Source organism: Kitasatospora sp. NPDC024654 (genome assembly GCF_055559155.1).
This window is the reverse complement of sequence record NZ_JBVHLF010000016.1, coordinates 43724-59521: the sequence shown is the minus strand read 5'-3', so window position 1 is coordinate 59521 and position 15798 is coordinate 43724. Positions and strand designations below refer to the sequence as shown.

Sequence of the window (15798 nt, the reverse complement as noted above, 5' to 3'; positions counted from 1 at the left end):
GGGAAAGTCTTGCCTTGCAGACAAACTCGCGGTGGTGGCTCCCCACCCCCCCGAGAATCCACACCAGCGGCCGTAAGGCAAACCACGGGGGGGCCGCCCCGGCCCCGGGCCCCCCCCGGGTTTGGGGGCGGCCCCGCCCCTGGCAGGCTGGGCTGAGCACGGATCACTATCAGGGGGATCAGGATGCGCGGACCCAGCGGCCTCACCCGGCGCACGCCGGGGCGGACGAACCGGACGGAGCCCCCGACCCTTCCGCTGCTCGGCGCGGCGGCGGGCATCGGCCTGAGCGGCCTGCTGGCCTGGTCCACCGGCGGCGCGCTGTGCAGCAGCGCGGCCGGGCTGGCCACGGTCCGACCGTTCGGCAAGCTGCTGGTCTTCCTGGGTATGGTCGGCCTGGTCGGCCTGCTGGGCCTGGTGGCGGCCGTCTGGCCGACCCGGCGGGCGGGCCGGCCGGCCACGCCGTCCGAACGGCCGGCGACCCGCCGTGGGCCCGAGTGACGCCCGCTCAGGCGTCCGGGCCGGCGGGCGGTACGGCAGGCGGTACGGCGAAGGGCCCCGGGTCCGGCGGTCTCCCACCGGGCCCGGGGCCCTTGCTGCCCTGCAGATACTGCTGTTGTACTCCGCCCGGTCGCACGGCCGGCTGAGCACCACGGAGGTCGTGGTCCGGCGACGCTGCCGGGCGGAGGGCCTCCGACTCTTACCCCCGGTGTTCCCGCACCGGAGGGCCCCCACCACCCGCCCAGGGGCGGCGGGGTCAGTCGCTTTACTTGCTGGCGAGTTCCTTGGCCTCGGCGGGCGCCTTGGCCTGGGCCGGCAGCGGCACCGGCGCGGTGACCTCCTGGAAGGCACCGAACGGGCGCTCCATCTCCGACAGGCCGACGGTCTCGCGCTTGAGGAACATGGCGAGCGTCCAGTCCGTGAAGACCCGGATCTTGCGGTTCATGGTCGGCACCCGGCTGCCGTGGTACAGGCGGTGGAACCACCAGGCCGGACGGCCCTTCAGCTTGTACTTGCCGAAGAGGATCGCCACGCCCTTGTGCAGGCCGAGACCGGCGACCGCACCGAGGTTCTTGTGCTTGTACTCCTGCTGCGGGAAGCCACGCATCCCGGAGACCACGTTGTCGCCGAGCACGACCGCCTGGCGCACCGCGTGCTGCGCGTTCGGCGGGCACCAGGCGCCCTCGCCGGCGGCGAGGTCCGGCACCTGGGCGTTGTCGCCGGCGGCCCAGACGTAGTCGAAGCCCTGCACCTGCAGGGTCGGCGCGGTGTCCACGTGGCCGCGCGGGCCCAGCGGCAGGCCGAAGTTGGCGACGGCCGGGTTGGGCTTGACGCCCGCGGTCCAGACGATGGTGGAGGCGTCGGCCTCGATGCCGTTCTTCAGCACCACGTGGCCGTCGACGCAGGAGTCCATCGAGGTCTCGATGTAGATCTCGATGGCGCGCTCTTCGAGCTTCTCCTTGGTCCACAGACCGAGGTCCGGGCCCATCTCCGGGAGGATCCGGTTGGCCGCCTCGACCAGGATGAAGCGCATGTCGTCGCGGCTGACGGTCTTGTAGATCTTCGCCGCGTCGCGGGCCATGTCCTCGACCTCGGCGATGGTCTCGACGCCGGCGAAGCCGCCGCCGATGACCACGAAGGTGAGGGCCTTGCGGCGGACCGCCTCGTCCGTGGTGGACTCGGCCTTGTCCAGCTGCGCCATGACGTGGTTGCGGAGGCTGATGGCCTCCTCCACCGTCTTCATGCCGATGCCGTTCTCGGCCAGGCCCGGAATCGGGAAGGTCCGGGAGACCGAGCCGGTCGCCACGACGAGGTAGTCGAAGGGCAGCTCGTAGGAGTCGCCGGCCAGCGGCGCGATGGTGGCGACCTTGCGGGCGTGGTCCACCTCGGTCACGTGACCGGTGAGCACCTCCGCCTTCTTCAGGGCGCTGCGCAGCGGCGCGACGAGGTTGCGAGGGGCGACGTTGCCGCCGGCCGCCTCGGGAAGGAAGGGCAGGTACGTCATGTACGACCGCGGGTCGACGACCGTGACGGTCGCCTCCCCGAAGCGCATCTTCTTGAGGATGCGCATCGCGGCATACAGGCCGACGTAACCACCGCCGACAATGAGGATGCGAGGACGCTCCGTGGTGCTCATATCGGAAAGTATCCAGCACGGTTGAGAGCGCCTTGCGTGAGGCCCGTCACAGGACGCTGGACAGCCTCTGCTACACTACGCGGCCACTATCACGGATCATCGGCCCACAGGGAGGACCGGTCGGCCGGTCGTCCACGGGTTTGATTCGACACGGCCCTGCTGAGCAGCAACGATCCGCCGAGCCCCACGGTTCCCGGGCATCATTTCGATTCCACCGGCCGATTCCGGGACGCGCCTGGGATCCAGCGACCACCGCCCGCCGACCGCCTTCGGACCCGCAATCGGGGCGGACCGGACAGCAACGCCCCCCGTTTACCCGGATCGCCATGTGAAGAAATTCACGAAGCTTTTCGCGACACGCCCGACGCGGCCCCACCCCGAGGCTGCGAACACCTCTCGGGGAAGGGCCGCGGACCCGGCGGTCCGTCAGCCGAGCACGCTCCAGGCGATCCCGTCGAGGATGTCGTGCTCGCTGACGAGCACCTCGGTGGCGCCGGTCCGCTCCATGATCGAGAGCATCACCAGCGCACCGGCCGCGATCACGTCCACCCGGCCCGGGTGGATCACCGGGATCGCCGCCCGCTCCGCGTGGGTGGCGCTCAGCAGCCGCCCGGTGACCTCACGGACCTGCTCCAGGCTGATCCGCGAGTGGTGCACCAGCTCGGAGTCGTAGGACGGCAGGTCGAGCGCGACCGCCGCCACCGTGGTCACCGTGCCGGCCAGGCCGACCAGCGAGGCCGCCTCGGTCAGCGGCACCTCCTCGGCCGCCAGGTCGAGCGCCTTCCTGATGTCCGCCTTGGCCGCCGAGATCTGGCCCAGGGTCGGCACCTCGGAGCCGGCGAAGTGCCGCTCGGTCAGCCGCACGCAGCCGATGTCCACCGAGCGGGCCGCCCGCACCTCCCCGTCGCCCAGCACGAACTCGGTCGAGCCGCCACCCAGGTCGAAGACCAGGTAGGGGGCGGCGACCGGACCGCCGGCCAGCTCCCGGGTGGCGCCGGTGAAGGAGAGCCGGGCCTCCTCGTCACCGGTCACCACCTCGGGGTCCACCCCGAGGATCTCCCGCACCCCGGCGGCGAACTCGGCGCTGTTCTCGGCGTCCCGCGAGGCGCTGGTGGCGACGAAGCGGACGTGCTCGGGGGCGATGCCGTGCTCGCCGATGACCGCCGCGTACTCCCGGCAGGCCGCGAAGGTGCGCTCCAGCGCCTCCGGGGCGAGTCGGCCGGTGCGGTCCACGTCCTGGCCGAGCCGCACGATGATCATCCGCCGGTCCAGGTCGGTGATCACGCCGGTCTCCGGGTCGAGTTCGGCGATCAGCAGCCGGATCGAGTTGGTGCCGCAGTCGACCGCGGCCACCCGAGTGGTCGTCACTTGTCCTGCTCCTGCTCCCGGGCCGCCCGCTTGGCGGCCCGCTCGGCGGCCTTCCGCTCCTTGGCGGCGATCACGGCCGCGTGGTCCTCGGTCTTCTCCCGCTGGGCGTGCAGCGCCGCGACCCCGGCCTCGATGTCCTCCTCGGTGACGCAGCCGCCCTTGCGCCACCACTCCGGCAGCATCGCCAACGCCTCGTCACCGAGCGGGTTGACCCCGGGCCCGGCGGCCAGCGCGTGGCCCACCAGGACGTGCAGGCACTTCACCCGGTCCGGCATCCCGCCGGCCGAGGGGAAGCCCTCCAGCACCTCGATGGCGTCCCGGCGGGCGATGTAGTCCTCGTGCGCCTTCTGGTACGCGGCGGCCAGCTCCGGGTCCTCGGCGAGCCGGGCGGTCTGCTCCTTCATCACACCGTCCGCCTCCAGGGTGCCGATCAGCGAGGCGGCCTTGGGGCAGGTCAGGTAGTACAGCGTGGGGAACGGGGTGCCGTCGGCCAGCCGGGGGGCGGTCTCGACGACGTCCGGGTTGCCGCACGGGCAGCGGTGCGCGACGGCGCGGGTGCCGCGCGGGACGCGGCCGAGCTGGGCCGCGACGGCGGCGAGGTCACGGTCGTCGACCGGCGGGGTGTTCTCAGTGGTCATGGCGGTGCGTCTTCTCACGGGGCGTGGGCGGGGGCGGGGGTTGCGGTGTCGGCCGCGTCGACGGAGTCCCAGAGGGTGGTGTACCAGGGCTTGGGCGCCTTGGCGGCCTGCGCCGAGACGGCCGCCGAGGACGGCTGGGCGGCCGCCGAGGGCTTCGGGTCGACCGAGACGAACGCGGTCTCCCCGGGGAGCGCGTAGTGCAGCCGCTCGCGGGCCTGGGCCTTCACGTACTCCGGGTCCTGCCAGCGGGCCCGCTCCTTGGTCAGCTGCTCGACCTGCTGCCGGGCCTGCTCGGCCGTGACCCGCTGGGCATTGATCTCGGAGCGCTGGGAGAGGAACTGGCGGGTGGGGTAGGCGAGGATCGCCACCAGCGCGCAGAGCACCAGGACGAGCACGGTGGCCCGGCTGGTGAAGCGCGGCCGCGCCGCCAGTCCCGGGATCTTCCAGCCTGCCATCGCTACCCCTCCGTTCGCACCGGTGCCCCGGCGTCCACCCTACGGGGTGAACGGCGGGGCACCGGACGGCGAACTACGGGCGTGTCAGCCCTCGAACTCGCTGTGCTTACTGGTCCGCGGAGCGGAACCGCGGGAAGGCGGCACGGCCGGCGTACTCGGCGGCGTCGTCGAGGATCTCCTCGATGCGCAGCAGCTGGTTGTACTTGGCGACGCGCTCCGAACGGGCCGGGGCACCGGTCTTGATCTGGCCGCAGTTGGTGGCGACCGCGAGGTCGGCGATGGTGACGTCCTCGGTCTCGCCGGAGCGGTGCGACATCATGCAGCGGTAGCCGTTGCGCTGGGCCAGCTCGACGGCGTCCAGGGTCTCGGTCAGCGAGCCGATCTGGTTCACCTTCACCAGCAGCGCGTTGGCGGTGCCGGTCGCGATGCCCTTGGCCAGGCGGGCCGGGTTGGTCACGAACAGGTCGTCACCGACCAGCTGCACCTTGGCGCCCAGCTCGTCGGTGAGGGCCTTCCAGCCCTCCCAGTCCGACTCGTCCAGCGGGTCCTCGATGGAGACCAGCGGGTAGTTGGCGACCAGGTCGGCGTAGTAGGCGCCGAGCTCGGCGGAGGAGAGCGCCTTGCCCTCGAACTGGTAGGCGCCGTCCTTGTAGAACTCGGAGGAGGCGACGTCCAGGGCGAGCGCGACGTCCTTGCCCGGGGTGTAGCCGGCCTTCTTGATGGCCTCGACGATCAGGTCGAGCGCCTCGCGGTTGCTGTCCAGGTTCGGCGCGAAGCCGCCCTCGTCGCCGAGGCCGGTGGAGAGACCGCGCTCCTTCAGCACGCCCTTGAGCGTGTGGTAGACCTCGACGCCCCAGCGGACGGCCTCGGAGAAGGACTCCGCGCCGATCGGGGCGATCATGAACTCCTGGATGTCGACGTTGGAGTCCGCGTGCGAGCCGCCGTTGAGGATGTTCATCATCGGGACCGGCAGGACGTGCGCGTTCGGGCCGCCCAGGTAGCGGAACAGCGGCAGGTCGCTGGCCTCGGAGGCGGCGTGCGCCACGGCGAGCGAGACGCCCAGGATGGCGTTGGCGCCGAGCGAGGACTTGTCGGGGGTGGCGTCCAGGTCCAGCATCGCCTGGTCGATCAGCCGCTGCTCGGTCGCGTCGTAGCCGACCAGCTCCGGGCCGATCTGCTCGATCACGGCGAGGACGGCCTTCTCGACACCCTTGCCGAAGTAGCGGTTCTTGTCGCCGTCGCGCAGCTCCAGGGCCTCGAAGGCACCGGTGGAGGCGCCGGACGGAACAGCGGCACGGCCGGTGCTGCCGTCGTCGAGGCCGACCTCGACCTCGACCGTGGGGTTGCCGCGGGAGTCGAGGATCTCGCGGGCTACGACGACATCAATGGACGGCACGAGGCATCTCCTATGCGGAAGCGGTCCGGGGGACGTGGAACGGGTCGTACGACCAGAGCCTAACCGCACCCACCGGTCCGGCCGCCCGGACCTGGCTCCCCGTCTCGGCGTGTGGCCGGACTACCGGTCGGTAGTTCACCCGAATGCGCGTGCGGGGCAACCTGATCGCCCCGCACGCGCCGCCCGGCTCAGCCGAGGTGCAGCACCTGACCGGGCATGATCAGGTCCGGGTCGCCGCCGATCGTGCCGTGGTTGCCGTCGTAGAGCGCCTGCCAGCCGCCCTGGAGGTGCTGGGCCTGGGCGATCATGGAGAGCGTGTCGCCGGGACGCACGGTGTAGTCGTGGCCCGAGCCGGTGCCCTGCGCGGCGGCGGGGGCGGCGGCCGGCGCCGCCGGGGCGGCCGGGGCCTGCGCGGACACGCCGGCGTACTGGTCGTAGACGCTCTGGTGGCTGGTCCAGTGCCAGCCACCGTCCTTCTGGTACCAGAAGACCTTGGCGGCCGGGTCCCAGCCGGCCTTGCCCTGGAAGACCGGGCCGCTCTGCTGCGGCTGGGCCTGCGGCGCCTGACCGTGCGACTGGGCCTGCGGCGCGGCCTTGGTGCGGGCGGCCGGCGCGGACGAGCCCGACGACGAGGTGTCGACCGCGGCGGGGGCGCCACCGGCGGTCAGGCCGGCCTTGACCGAGCAGACCGGCCAGGCGCCCGGTCCCTGGTCGGCCAGCACCTTCTCGGCGACGGAGATCTGCTGGGACCGGGTGGCCTGGTTGGCCTGCGGGGCGTACTGGGTGCCGCCGTACGCGGCCCAGGTGGAGGAGGTGAACTGCAGGCCGCCGTAGAACCCGTTGCCGGTGTTGATGCTCCAGTTGCCGGTGCTCTCGCAGTCCGCGACCTTGTCCCAGACCGATGCGGTGGCGGCGTGCGCGCCGGTCGCGGTGAGCAGCGGCATCGCCAGTCCGACCCCGGCCACGCCGGCTGCGGCGATGGCCTTCTCGGTATTGGTGCGACGACGATGACGGCCTGTTCCGGTGAGCAGCATGAAGGTTTCCCTCTCCGCACGCCTGCGAGGTGAGCTGTCGGGTTCGGACCGGGAGGTGGCCCGGCCGTCCGTCCGGATCGCTCCGGCGGGCGGCTTCACCCCTAGCCGTGGGGAACGGCGGAAATACCTGGGTCCCCCGCCCCTGCCCAGGGTGTGGTCGGTGTCCCGATGGCGCGGCGGGCAGGATTCGGCGTTCCGCGCACGGGGTCCGCAGCTGCGAACTCCACGGAGAGTAGACAGATGGGCAGACCAATCACAAGCTCATATCGCGTACATCACATGAAAATTACGGACCGTCATGGATCGCCTACCAACGACGGGCATATGTCCGCATTGATGGGCATTCATATTCGGTCGCACCAGGGCGAATCCGACACGCCGTCAGCCCTCGGCCGTGAACGCCACCGGGAGTTCCCGCAGGCCACGCATGATCAGTCCGCCGCGCCAACGCAACTCGGCCGGATCCGCCGAGAGCTGAATGTCCGGCAATCGGGTCAGCAGCGTGGCCAGCGCGATCTGCCCCTCCAGCCGGGCCAGCGGGGCGCCGATGCAGTAGTGGATCCCGTGACCGAAACCCAGGTGCGGGTTGTCCGTCCGGGCCAGGTCCAGGGTGTTCTCGGCGGCGAACCGCGCCGGGTCCCGGTCGGCCGCCGCGAGCACCACCAACACCGGGTCACCGGTCGCGATCCGCACCCCGCCGATGGTCAGCGGTTCGGTGGCGAACCGCCAGGTGGCCAGCTCCACCGGGCCGTCGTAGCGCAACAGCTCCTCGACGCCGGTGGTCAGCAGCCCCCGCTCACCGCGGGCGAGCGCGCCCTGCAGCAGCGCCCGCTGCTCCGGGTTGCGGAGCAGCGCGTAGGTGCCGTTGCCGATCAGGTTGACGGTGGTCTCGAAGCCGGCGAAGAGCAGGATGAAGGCCATCGCGGCGGCCTCGTTCTCGGTGAGGTGCTCGCCGTGGTCGCTGGCCCGGATCAGACCGGAGATCAGGTCGTCGCCCAGGTCGGCCCGCTTGCGGTGGATCAGCTCGGCCAGGTACGTCCGCATCCGCTTCACGGCACGGGCCACCCCGCCGCGCGGGCCGCCGCCGTGGCGGATCATCATCCCGGCCCAGTCCCGGAAGTCGTCCTGGTCCTCGGCCGGCACGCCGAGCAGGTCGCAGATCGCGTAGATGGGGAGCGGGAAGGCGAACTCGTGGATCAGGTCGGCCGAGCCGCGGGCGGCGAAGGAGTCGATCAGCCGGTCGGTCAGCTGCTGCACCCGGGGTTCGAAGGCGGCCACCCGACGCGGGGTGAAGGCCTTGGAGACCAGCCGACGCAGCCGGGTGTGGTCCGGCGGGTCGATGTTCAGCAGATGGGTCATCAGGTCGGCGCTGCGCTCGCCGGGGATGCCGACCCGCCCGGTGCGGTGGGCCTGCTCGCTGTGGTGCGCCGGGTTCTTGGAGAGTCGGCCGTCCGCCAGCGCCTGCCGGGCGTCCGCGTACCGGGTCACCAGCCAGGCATCCACCCCGCTGGGCAGGGTGGTCCGGTGCACGGGGGCGTGCGTTCGCAGCCAGGCGTACGCCGGATAGGGGTCGGCGGCGAACTCCCAGGTGAACAGGGGTGGCATGGGGGTCTCTGACGGCTCCAGCATGACCCGACGTTATCCGGTCCGATCAGGAGTGAGCCTGGTCACCTGACGGGTAATCCCTGTTGCGGAGGGTCGCGCCGTGCCTACGATCCTCGGATAGCCATAGGCGGACGCCAGTGCGGTGGCGTCCCCCCAAGGAGGAGCAGCCATGCGAGTAGCCGGGGCAGTGGTGGTCATCGCGGTACTCGACGGCGGCGACGGTGCGGGACTCGCCCGTCGGTTCGTCGCCGCCGGCGCCACCGGCCTGCTGATCGCCGACCCCCGGGCCGGGATCGCCGAGGACCTCGCCGCCGACCTGGACCGCCCGGGTTGCCCGGTGGTCGGGGTGAGCGGCGACGTCCACCAGCCCAGCGACATCGCCGCGCTGGTGGACACCGCCGAGAAGCACCTCGGCCGGATCGACCTCTTCTGCGTCGCCGGCCCGGACGGCGAGCGGATCGTCGCGCTGGACGAGCTGCCCGGCCACCTGGACCGGCTGGCCGAACTGCTCGACCCGCTGGGCGAGGCGATCTGCGCGGTCGTCCCGCCGCAGCGCGTCGTCGCGGGCACGCCGGCCCCGCAGGCTTCCTGATCCGACCGGGGGCGCCCGGCCCGGGCCTCCCCGGCCGGTCAGTCGGCCGGGTGCCCCTCGGCGGCGCGCACCTCGGCGCGATAGCGGCGGGCGGCGGCGCGCAGCGCGGCGTCCGGGTCGACCCCCGCGTCGTACGCGCGCTGCACCACGGCCAGCAGCAGCTCGCCGGCGCTGCCCTCGTCCAGCTCGGCGGGCAGCTGGTACGGCGCGTCCGGCGCGCCCGTGAAGCCCGCCCGGCGGACCCGGGAGACCAGCTTGGCCGCGTACGCCAGGGCCGGCAGCCCGGCCGGCACGCCGTCCAGCACCGACTCCCGGTGCCGCTTCTCGGCGGCCTTGAGAGCCTCCCAGTTGGCCTCCACCTCGTCGGTGGTCGACGCGGCGCTGTCGCCGAAGACGTGCGGGTGGCGGTACATCAGCTTCTCGACGATGGCCCCGGCCACCTCGTCGATCGAGAACGGGTCCGCCGGGTGCTCCTCGGCGATCCGGGCGTGGAAGAAGACCTGCAGCAGCACGTCGCCCAGCTCCTCGCGCAGCGTCTCCCGGTCCCCCTCCTCGATCGCCTCGACCAGCTCGTAGGCCTCCTCGACCAGGTACTTCACCAGTGAGGCGTGGGTCTGCTCGGCATCCCACGGGCAGCCGCCGGGCGAGCGCAGCCGGTCCATCACCGTGACCAGGTCGAGTAGCCGGGCGCCGGGCAGGTCGTACGAGCCGGGCAGCAGCTCGATCTCCGGTACCTCGCCGGCCTCCTCCACAGCGAGCCGGGCCAGCGCGTCGGTCAGCCCCGGGTCGCCGTCCGGGCTGCCCAGCCAGACCAGCGGTGCCCGCTCGGTCAGCAGCCGGGCCAGCGCCGGCGCGGTGCCGCGCTCGACCAGCTCCACCGTCACGCCGGCCCGGGCCAGCGCCGGCAGCTGCGGGTGCGCCGGGTCGGCGGCGAGCACCAGCGGCGCCGCGCGCAGCGCCTCCCAGGCCGGCCAGCTGAGCAGGCCGGGGGCGACGCGGTGGGTGGTGGTGAGCAGGGTCAGCTTCGAGGTCTCCACACCGTCGAACCTACCGCCCGGGGGTGACCGGAGCGTCACAGGAGGCCGGCGCTACCGTGACCGCCGTGCCAGCGAAGAAGAAGCCCAGGTCGAAGCAGCGAACCACGGAGCGGCGACGCGAACGGTGCTGGAAGACGGCGGCCGTCGTCCTCCTCGTCGCGCTGTTCGGGCTGGCCTACTGCGCCGACGACCTGGCCTACGAGCTGCGGCTGGCGGGCACCCCCGGGACGTTCCGCGCGGTGGGCTGCCAGAGCGCCGGGAGCGGGCGGGGCTCCAGCACCACCTGCACGGGCGAGTTCCGCTCCGACGACGGGAAGGTCGACGACCCGAACCTCTCGATCGACCGGGGCGTGCCGGTGCTGCGGCCGACCCCGATGCAGCTGGACGCCCCGGACGACCTCCACGAGGTGGGTGCCGACACGATCGCCTACTCGCTGGCGCTGCTGCTCATGGTCGTGGCGGTCGGTGCGTACGCCGTAGCGCTGGTGACCGAGCCGCCGAAGCGGAAGGTGGTGTCCCGCGGTGAGCGGGTCGCCGGGCAGGTGATCACCTCCAGCGTGCTCGGCGGCGTCCTGGTGGCCACCGCCGGCGTGGTGATCTCGGCCTGGTCCTGACCGCGGGGCACGGCCCCGCCCGCCAGCTCAGGCGTTGGCCTGGTTCAGCCAGTCCGCGGAGGGGCCGTCCAGCACGGTCTGCTGCGGGTCCCAGGTGCCGTACCGCGGGTTGACCGAGACCTTCAGTTCGGCGGAGGCCTGGGTGAGCAGCTGGTGCACGGCCTGGTTGCCGTCGTTGGTGCCGAGCTGGTTGCCGGTGAGCGCGGCCAGCTTCCACAGCCCGAGCTGCTCGCGGTAGAAGTCGTCGATCCGGGCGGCCGGCACCGCGTGCTTCAGCAGCAGCATCTGCTCCAGGCCGGCCTCGCCGCCCCACGCCTGGGCCTGCTCCTGCCGGGCCTGGTCGATCTCGGCCTGGGTCACGGTCAGGCCGTGCTCGGCGACCGCGTGGTCGACCACCTGCTCCAGCACCATGTTCGACACCGTCACCCCGACCAGGCCGCTCTGCTCCTGGTACGGGCCGCTGGAGTGGGCGGCCGCCTCGGTGCGGAACGCGGCGAGGCGGGCCTGCACCGAGGCGACCGAGATCCGGTCCGATCCGACCACCGCCGCGGTGCCGGTCCGCACCGGTCCGCCGCAGGCGGTCAGCACGGCCGCGGCCGCCAGGACACCGAGGACGGGGACGGAACGGCGGAGCAAGGAGCTGCTGCGGATCACGCGGGCCTCCCGGATGGCTCTGCTGACGGGAGATCAGAATAGGGATCGCGGACCGCCGTTGCCCAGACGTCGGACCGGGCGGGTCACCCGGACGGGCGAACGACGACGGCCCGGCCACCCCGCGGGGCGACCGGGCCGCGGCGCTACTTCCCGGCGCCGGCCAGCTCCTCGAACATCGCGCCGAGGAAGGTCCCGCACCAGGCCAGCAGCTCCCGTCCGACCACCGGCTTGCCGCCGATCCGGGCCGTGCTGGGTCGCGGCACCAGCACCTGCTGGGCGGCGGCCTTGACCTGGCTGCGCGGGTAGAGCCGGTTCAGCCGCAGCTGCTGCGACTCGCGGAACTCCACCGGCCCGAACCGGACGTTGGCACCCTGCAGCGTGATGTCCGCGATGCCGCACCGGCGCGCGTACAGCCGAAGTGCCGCCACCAGCAGGAGGTTCTCCACCGGATCCGGCAACTTTCCGTACCGGTCGGTGAGTTCGGCGCGGACCTGCTCGATGTCGTCCTCCGAGGAGACCGCCGCGATCGCGCGGTAGGCCTGCAGCCGCAGCCGCTCGCCCGGTGCGTAGTCGTGCGGCACGTGCGCGTCCACCGGAAGCTCGATCCGGACCTCCAGCGGCTCCTCCTCCGGCTCGCCGCCGCCCGCCAGCGACTCGCGGAACTCGGCCACCGCCTCGCCGACCATCCGCATGTAGAGGTCGAAGCCGACCCCGGCGATGTGCCCGGACTGCTCGCCGCCGAGCAGGTTGCCGGCGCCGCGGATCTCCAGGTCCTTCATCGCGACGTACATGCCCGCACCCATCTCGGTGTGCTGGGCGATGGTGGCGAGCCGCTCGTGCGCGGTCTCGGTGAGCGGCTTCTCCGGCGGGTAGAGCATGTAGGCGTAGCCGCGCTCCCGGCCACGGCCCACCCGGCCGCGCAGCTGGTGGAGTTGGGAGAGACCGAAGGTGTCGCCGCGCTCGACGATCAGGGTGTTGGCGTTGGAGATGTCGATCCCCGACTCCACGATCGTGGTGGAGACCAGCACGTCGAACTCCTTCTCCCAGAAGTCGACCACCACCTTCTCCAGTTGGGTCTCCCCCATCTGCCCGTGCGCGGTGGCGATCCGGGCCTCCGGGACCAGGTCCTTGAGCCGTGCTGCCGCCTTGTCGATCGACTCCACCCGGTTGTGGATGTAGAACACCTGGCCCTCGCGCAGCAGTTCGCGCCGGATCGCGGCGGAGATCTGCTTCTCGTCGTACGGGCCGACGAAGGTCAGCACCGGGTGGCGCTCCTCCGGCGGGGTGGTGATGGTGGACATCTCGCGGATGCCGGTGACCGCCATCTCCAGGGTGCGCGGGATCGGGGTCGCGGACATCGTCAGCACGTCCACGTTGGCCCGCAGCTTCTTCAACTGCTCCTTGTGCTCGACCCCGAAGCGCTGCTCCTCGTCGACGATGACCAGGCCGAGGTCCTTGAACCTGGTCTCGGACGAGAACAGCCGGTGGGTGCCGATCACCACGTCCACCGAGCCGTCCCGCAGCCCCTCCAGCACCGCCTTCGCCTCGCCGTCGGTCTGGAACCGGGACAGCGCGCGGACGTTGACCGGGAAGTTGGCGTAGCGCTCGGCGAAGGTCGAGAAGTGCTGCTGCACCAGCAGCGTGGTGGGCACCAGCACCGCCACCTGCTTGCCGTCCTGGACCGCCTTGAAGGCCGCTCGCACCGCGATCTCGGTCTTGCCGTACCCGACGTCGCCGCAGATCAGCCGGTCCATCGGGACCGACTTCTCCATGTCCGCCTTCACCTCGGCGATGGTGGTCAGCTGGTCCGGCGTCTCCGCGTACGGGAAGGCGTCCTCCAGCTCGCGCTGCCACGGGGTGTCCGGGCCGAAGGTGTGGCCGGGCGCGGCCATCCGGGCCGAGTAGAGCCTGATCAGGTCGGCGGCGATCTCCTTGACCGCCTTCTTGGCCCGCTGCTTGGTCTTCGCCCAGTCCGCGCCGCCGAGCCGGTGCAGGGTCGGGGCCTCGCCGCCGACGTACTTGGTCACCTGGTCCAGCTGGTCGGTCGGCACGAAGAGCCGGTCGCCGGGGTGGCCGCGCTTGGCGGGCGCGTACTCCAGCACCAGGTACTCGCGGGTCGCGCCCTGCACGGTGCGCTGCACCATCTCGACGTACCGGCCGACCCCGTGCGCCTCGTGCACCACGAAGTCGCCGGCCACCAGGGCCAGCGGGTCGATCGCGTTGCGCCGCCGGGACGGCATCCGGCGCATGTCCTTGGTGGAGGAGCGCTGGCCGGACAGGTCGGTCTCGGTGATGACGGTGAGCTTGAGCGCCTCGTCCACGAAGCCGTGCTCGATCGAGCCGCAGGAGACGTAGACCACGTCCCGGGTCGGCGGCTCGGTCAGGTCGGTGGCCAGCCGGGCCGGGATGCCCTCGTTGCCGAGCACCTCGGCCAGCCGGGCGGCCGGTCCATGACCCTCGGTCACCATGACCACCCGCCAGTCCGCCGCCAGCCGCTCCTTGGCGTCGGCGATCGCCCGCGCGGTGTCACCGCGGTAGGCCTCGACCGCGTGCATGCCCAGGGTGCGGGTGTCCGGGTCGAACTCCAGCACCTCCGGCAGCGCGGCACCGGCCGCGTCGCTGGTCGCGAACGGGCTGACGGACCACCAGGGCAGCCCGATCCCGGCCGCGTGCTCGCGCACCTCGGCCAGTGAGCGCAGCGAGGCGGCCGAGACGTCGATCCCGGCCACGTCGATGGGACGGTCCCCGCCGGACGCGGCGGCCACCCAGGAGGCGTGCAGGAACTCCTGACTGGTCGCCACCAGGTCGGCGGCCCGGGTGCGGACCCGCTCCGGGTCGCATACCACCGCCACGCTGCCGGCCGGCAGCACGTCCACCAGCAGCTCCATGTCGTCCACCAGGACCGGCGCCAGCGACTCCATGCCCTCGACCGCGATGCCCTCGGCGATCTTGTCCAGGATCTCGGCCAACTCCGGGTGCTCGGCGGCCAGTTCGGCTGCCCGGGCGCGGACCTGGTCGGTCAGCAGCAGCTCCCGGCAGGGCGGCGCCCACAGACCGTGCTCGGCGACCTCCAGCGAGCGCTGGTCGGCGACCTTGAAGTACCGGATCTCCTCGATCTCGTCGCCCCAGAACTCCACCCGCAGCGGGTGCTCCTCGGTCGGCGGGAAGACGTCCAGGATGCCGCCGCGGACCGCGAACTCACCGCGCTTCTCGACCAGTTCGACCCGGGCGTAGGCCGCGGCGGAGAGCCGACGGGCGACCTCCTCCAGGTCGTGCGACTCACCGCCGCGCAACGCCACCGGCTCCAGCTCGGCCAGCCCCTTCACCTGCGGCTGGAGCACCGAGCGGACCGGCGCCACCACCACCTGGACCGGGCCGGCCGTCACGTCGTCGGCGGCCGGATGAACGATCCGGCGCAGCACCGCGAGCCGCCGTCCGACGGTGTCCGAACGCGGCGACAGCCGCTCGTGCGGCAGGGTCTCCCAGGCCGGGAACTCGGCCACCGAGTCCGGCGGCAACAGCGAGCGCAGGCTGGCCACGAGGTCCTCGGCCTCCCGCCCGGTGGCGGTCACCGCGAGCACCGGCCGACCCAGCTCGCCGGCCCGCGCCGCCAACGACCGGGCCAGCGCGGCGATCACGAACGGCCGGGCCGCGGGCGGGCCGACCAGGTCGAGGTGCTGGCGGTCCCCGGTGGCCGACGCCTCGATCGCCTCGGCGAGGGCGGCGTCGCGTACGACGACATCGAGCAGTCCGGTCAGGCTCATGAACTCTTCTTCGTCCCGTCGCTTCCAGGCGGAGCCCCCGGCACCGGTGGTCGGTCTGCGGCCGGGCAGCTTGATGGGCCCGGCACGCGGTGCGCAGGGGCCGGGTCACAGCCCAGGGTACGCCGAGCGGCCGACGCTGACGCGGCCAGCCACGGCCGGGCCGGATCCGCCGGGCCGTACCTGGAGATCGAATGTCAGGAAGTGGACACACTCCTGTCACTGCGTGTCCATGGACGCCGCGCACCATGGATGTCGTGCCCGCCGCTCCAACCGTGGGGGATGGCAATGGCGGGCCGAACGCACTCCGATGGGGGTCGGGGTGTGAGGCCGGGCGACCCTGGGTGGGGGCGCCCGCCCGACCGTCGGGAGTCGTGGGGGGGGTCCCCTGGGGGGGGGGGAGGGCCGGGCGGGGAGCCCCCCCGGGGAGTCACCCACACCCCCTGGGGGGCTTCTCCGAAAAACCTGTCCTGAAACAGAGTCCCCCCCCACCCCCCCCCTTCTGCCGCT

At 72.5% G+C, this 15798-nt stretch carries 13 protein-coding genes and 1 riboswitch; of the genes, 3 read left to right on the top strand and 10 right to left on the bottom strand.

Annotation, left to right across the window (positions count from 1 at the left end; translation table 11 throughout):
• The first annotated feature begins 183 nt into the window (after window positions 1-183).
• Complete coding sequence (locus tag ACZ38L_RS12795; protein WP_465692092.1) at window positions 184-498, top strand: hypothetical protein; 315 nt, start codon at window positions 184-186, stop codon at window positions 496-498.
• A gap of 265 nt (window positions 499-763) precedes the next feature.
• Here the strand turns inward: ACZ38L_RS12795 and ACZ38L_RS12790 are convergent, their stop codons facing one another.
• The 7 genes from ACZ38L_RS12790 to ACZ38L_RS12760 form a co-directional block, all read right to left on the bottom strand.
• Entirely contained in the window at window positions 764-2134 is a 1371-nt protein-coding gene (locus tag ACZ38L_RS12790) for an NAD(P)/FAD-dependent oxidoreductase (protein WP_465692090.1), read from the bottom strand.
• A 426-nt stretch (window positions 2135-2560) separates the two neighbouring features.
• Window positions 2561-3502, bottom strand: coding sequence for a Ppx/GppA phosphatase family protein (locus ACZ38L_RS12785; protein WP_465692088.1), 942 nt, complete (start codon window positions 3500-3502; stop codon window positions 2561-2563).
• Window positions 3499-4140: a DUF501 domain-containing protein gene (locus ACZ38L_RS12780; protein ID WP_465692086.1), complete on the bottom strand. Its 642-nt coding sequence runs from the start codon at window positions 4138-4140 to the stop codon at window positions 3499-3501. Before ACZ38L_RS12780 ends, ACZ38L_RS12785 begins: the two co-directional genes overlap by 4 nt.
• Before the next feature lie 14 nt (window positions 4141-4154).
• Complete coding sequence (locus ACZ38L_RS12775) at window positions 4155-4595, bottom strand: FtsB family cell division protein (protein WP_465692084.1); 441 nt, start codon at window positions 4593-4595, stop codon at window positions 4155-4157.
• Between the two features lie 106 nt (window positions 4596-4701).
• Entirely contained in the window at window positions 4702-5991 is a 1290-nt protein-coding gene (gene eno, locus ACZ38L_RS12770) for a phosphopyruvate hydratase (protein WP_465692082.1), read from the bottom strand.
• Between the two features lie 188 nt (window positions 5992-6179).
• Window positions 6180-7025 carry a transglycosylase family protein gene (locus ACZ38L_RS12765; RefSeq protein ID WP_465692080.1) on the bottom strand — a complete coding sequence of 282 codons (846 nt, stop codon included), beginning with the start codon at window positions 7023-7025 and terminating at the stop codon, window positions 6180-6182.
• A 5-nt stretch (window positions 7026-7030) separates the two neighbouring features.
• Window positions 7031-7194, bottom strand: a riboswitch (cyclic di-AMP (ydaO/yuaA leader).
• Between the two features lie 212 nt (window positions 7195-7406).
• Window positions 7407-8654: a cytochrome P450 family protein gene (locus tag ACZ38L_RS12760; RefSeq protein WP_465692078.1), complete on the bottom strand. Its 1248-nt coding sequence runs from the start codon at window positions 8652-8654 to the stop codon at window positions 7407-7409.
• Between the two features lie 145 nt (window positions 8655-8799).
• On the opposite strand from ACZ38L_RS12760, the gene ACZ38L_RS12755 reads away from it, so the two are divergent.
• Window positions 8800-9222 carry an SDR family NAD(P)-dependent oxidoreductase gene (locus tag ACZ38L_RS12755; protein WP_396558019.1) on the top strand — a complete coding sequence of 141 codons (423 nt, stop codon included), beginning with the start codon at window positions 8800-8802 and terminating at the stop codon, window positions 9220-9222.
• A 38-nt stretch (window positions 9223-9260) separates the two neighbouring features.
• On the opposite strand, the gene ACZ38L_RS12750 is transcribed toward ACZ38L_RS12755, so the two are convergent.
• Window positions 9261-10259: a nucleoside triphosphate pyrophosphohydrolase gene (locus tag ACZ38L_RS12750; RefSeq protein WP_465692076.1), complete on the bottom strand. Its 999-nt coding sequence runs from the start codon at window positions 10257-10259 to the stop codon at window positions 9261-9263.
• A 56-nt stretch (window positions 10260-10315) separates the two neighbouring features.
• On the opposite strand from ACZ38L_RS12750, the gene ACZ38L_RS12745 reads away from it, so the two are divergent.
• Window positions 10316-10873: a hypothetical protein gene (locus ACZ38L_RS12745; protein WP_465692074.1), complete on the top strand. Its 558-nt coding sequence runs from the start codon at window positions 10316-10318 to the stop codon at window positions 10871-10873.
• A 27-nt stretch (window positions 10874-10900) separates the two neighbouring features.
• On the opposite strand, the gene ACZ38L_RS12740 is transcribed toward ACZ38L_RS12745, so the two are convergent.
• Together ACZ38L_RS12740 and mfd are read right to left on the bottom strand one after the other, a co-directional pair.
• On the bottom strand, window positions 10901-11527 hold the full coding sequence (locus tag ACZ38L_RS12740) for a SurA N-terminal domain-containing protein (protein ID WP_465692072.1): 627 nt from the start codon (window positions 11525-11527) through the stop codon (window positions 10901-10903).
• A 143-nt stretch (window positions 11528-11670) separates the two neighbouring features.
• Complete coding sequence (gene mfd / locus ACZ38L_RS12735) at window positions 11671-15291, bottom strand: transcription-repair coupling factor (protein ID WP_465692070.1); 3621 nt, start codon at window positions 15289-15291, stop codon at window positions 11671-11673.
• Window positions 15292-15798: the final 507 nt, after the last annotated feature.

Bases quoted from the DNA above. Each gene is read 5' to 3' on its own strand.
- ACZ38L_RS12790 (WP_465692090.1), bottom strand. From the start codon at position 2,134: ATGAGCACCACGGAGCGTCCTCGCATCCTCATTGTCGGCGGTGGTTAC.
- ACZ38L_RS12765 (WP_465692080.1), bottom strand. From the start codon at position 7,025: ATGCTGCTCACCGGAACAGGCCGTCATCGTCGTCGCACCAATACCGAG.
- ACZ38L_RS12755 (WP_396558019.1), top strand. From the start codon at position 8,800: ATGCGAGTAGCCGGGGCAGTGGTGGTCATCGCGGTACTCGACGGCGGC.
- ACZ38L_RS12780 (WP_465692086.1), bottom strand. From the start codon at position 4,140: ATGACCACTGAGAACACCCCGCCGGTCGACGACCGTGACCTCGCCGCC.
- ACZ38L_RS12775 (WP_465692084.1), bottom strand. From the start codon at position 4,595: ATGGCAGGCTGGAAGATCCCGGGACTGGCGGCGCGGCCGCGCTTCACC.
- ACZ38L_RS12795 (WP_465692092.1), top strand. From the start codon at position 184: ATGCGCGGACCCAGCGGCCTCACCCGGCGCACGCCGGGGCGGACGAAC.
- mfd (WP_465692070.1), bottom strand. From the start codon at position 15,291: ATGAGCCTGACCGGACTGCTCGATGTCGTCGTACGCGACGCCGCCCTC.
- ACZ38L_RS12760 (WP_465692078.1), bottom strand. From the start codon at position 8,654: ATGCTGGAGCCGTCAGAGACCCCCATGCCACCCCTGTTCACCTGGGAG.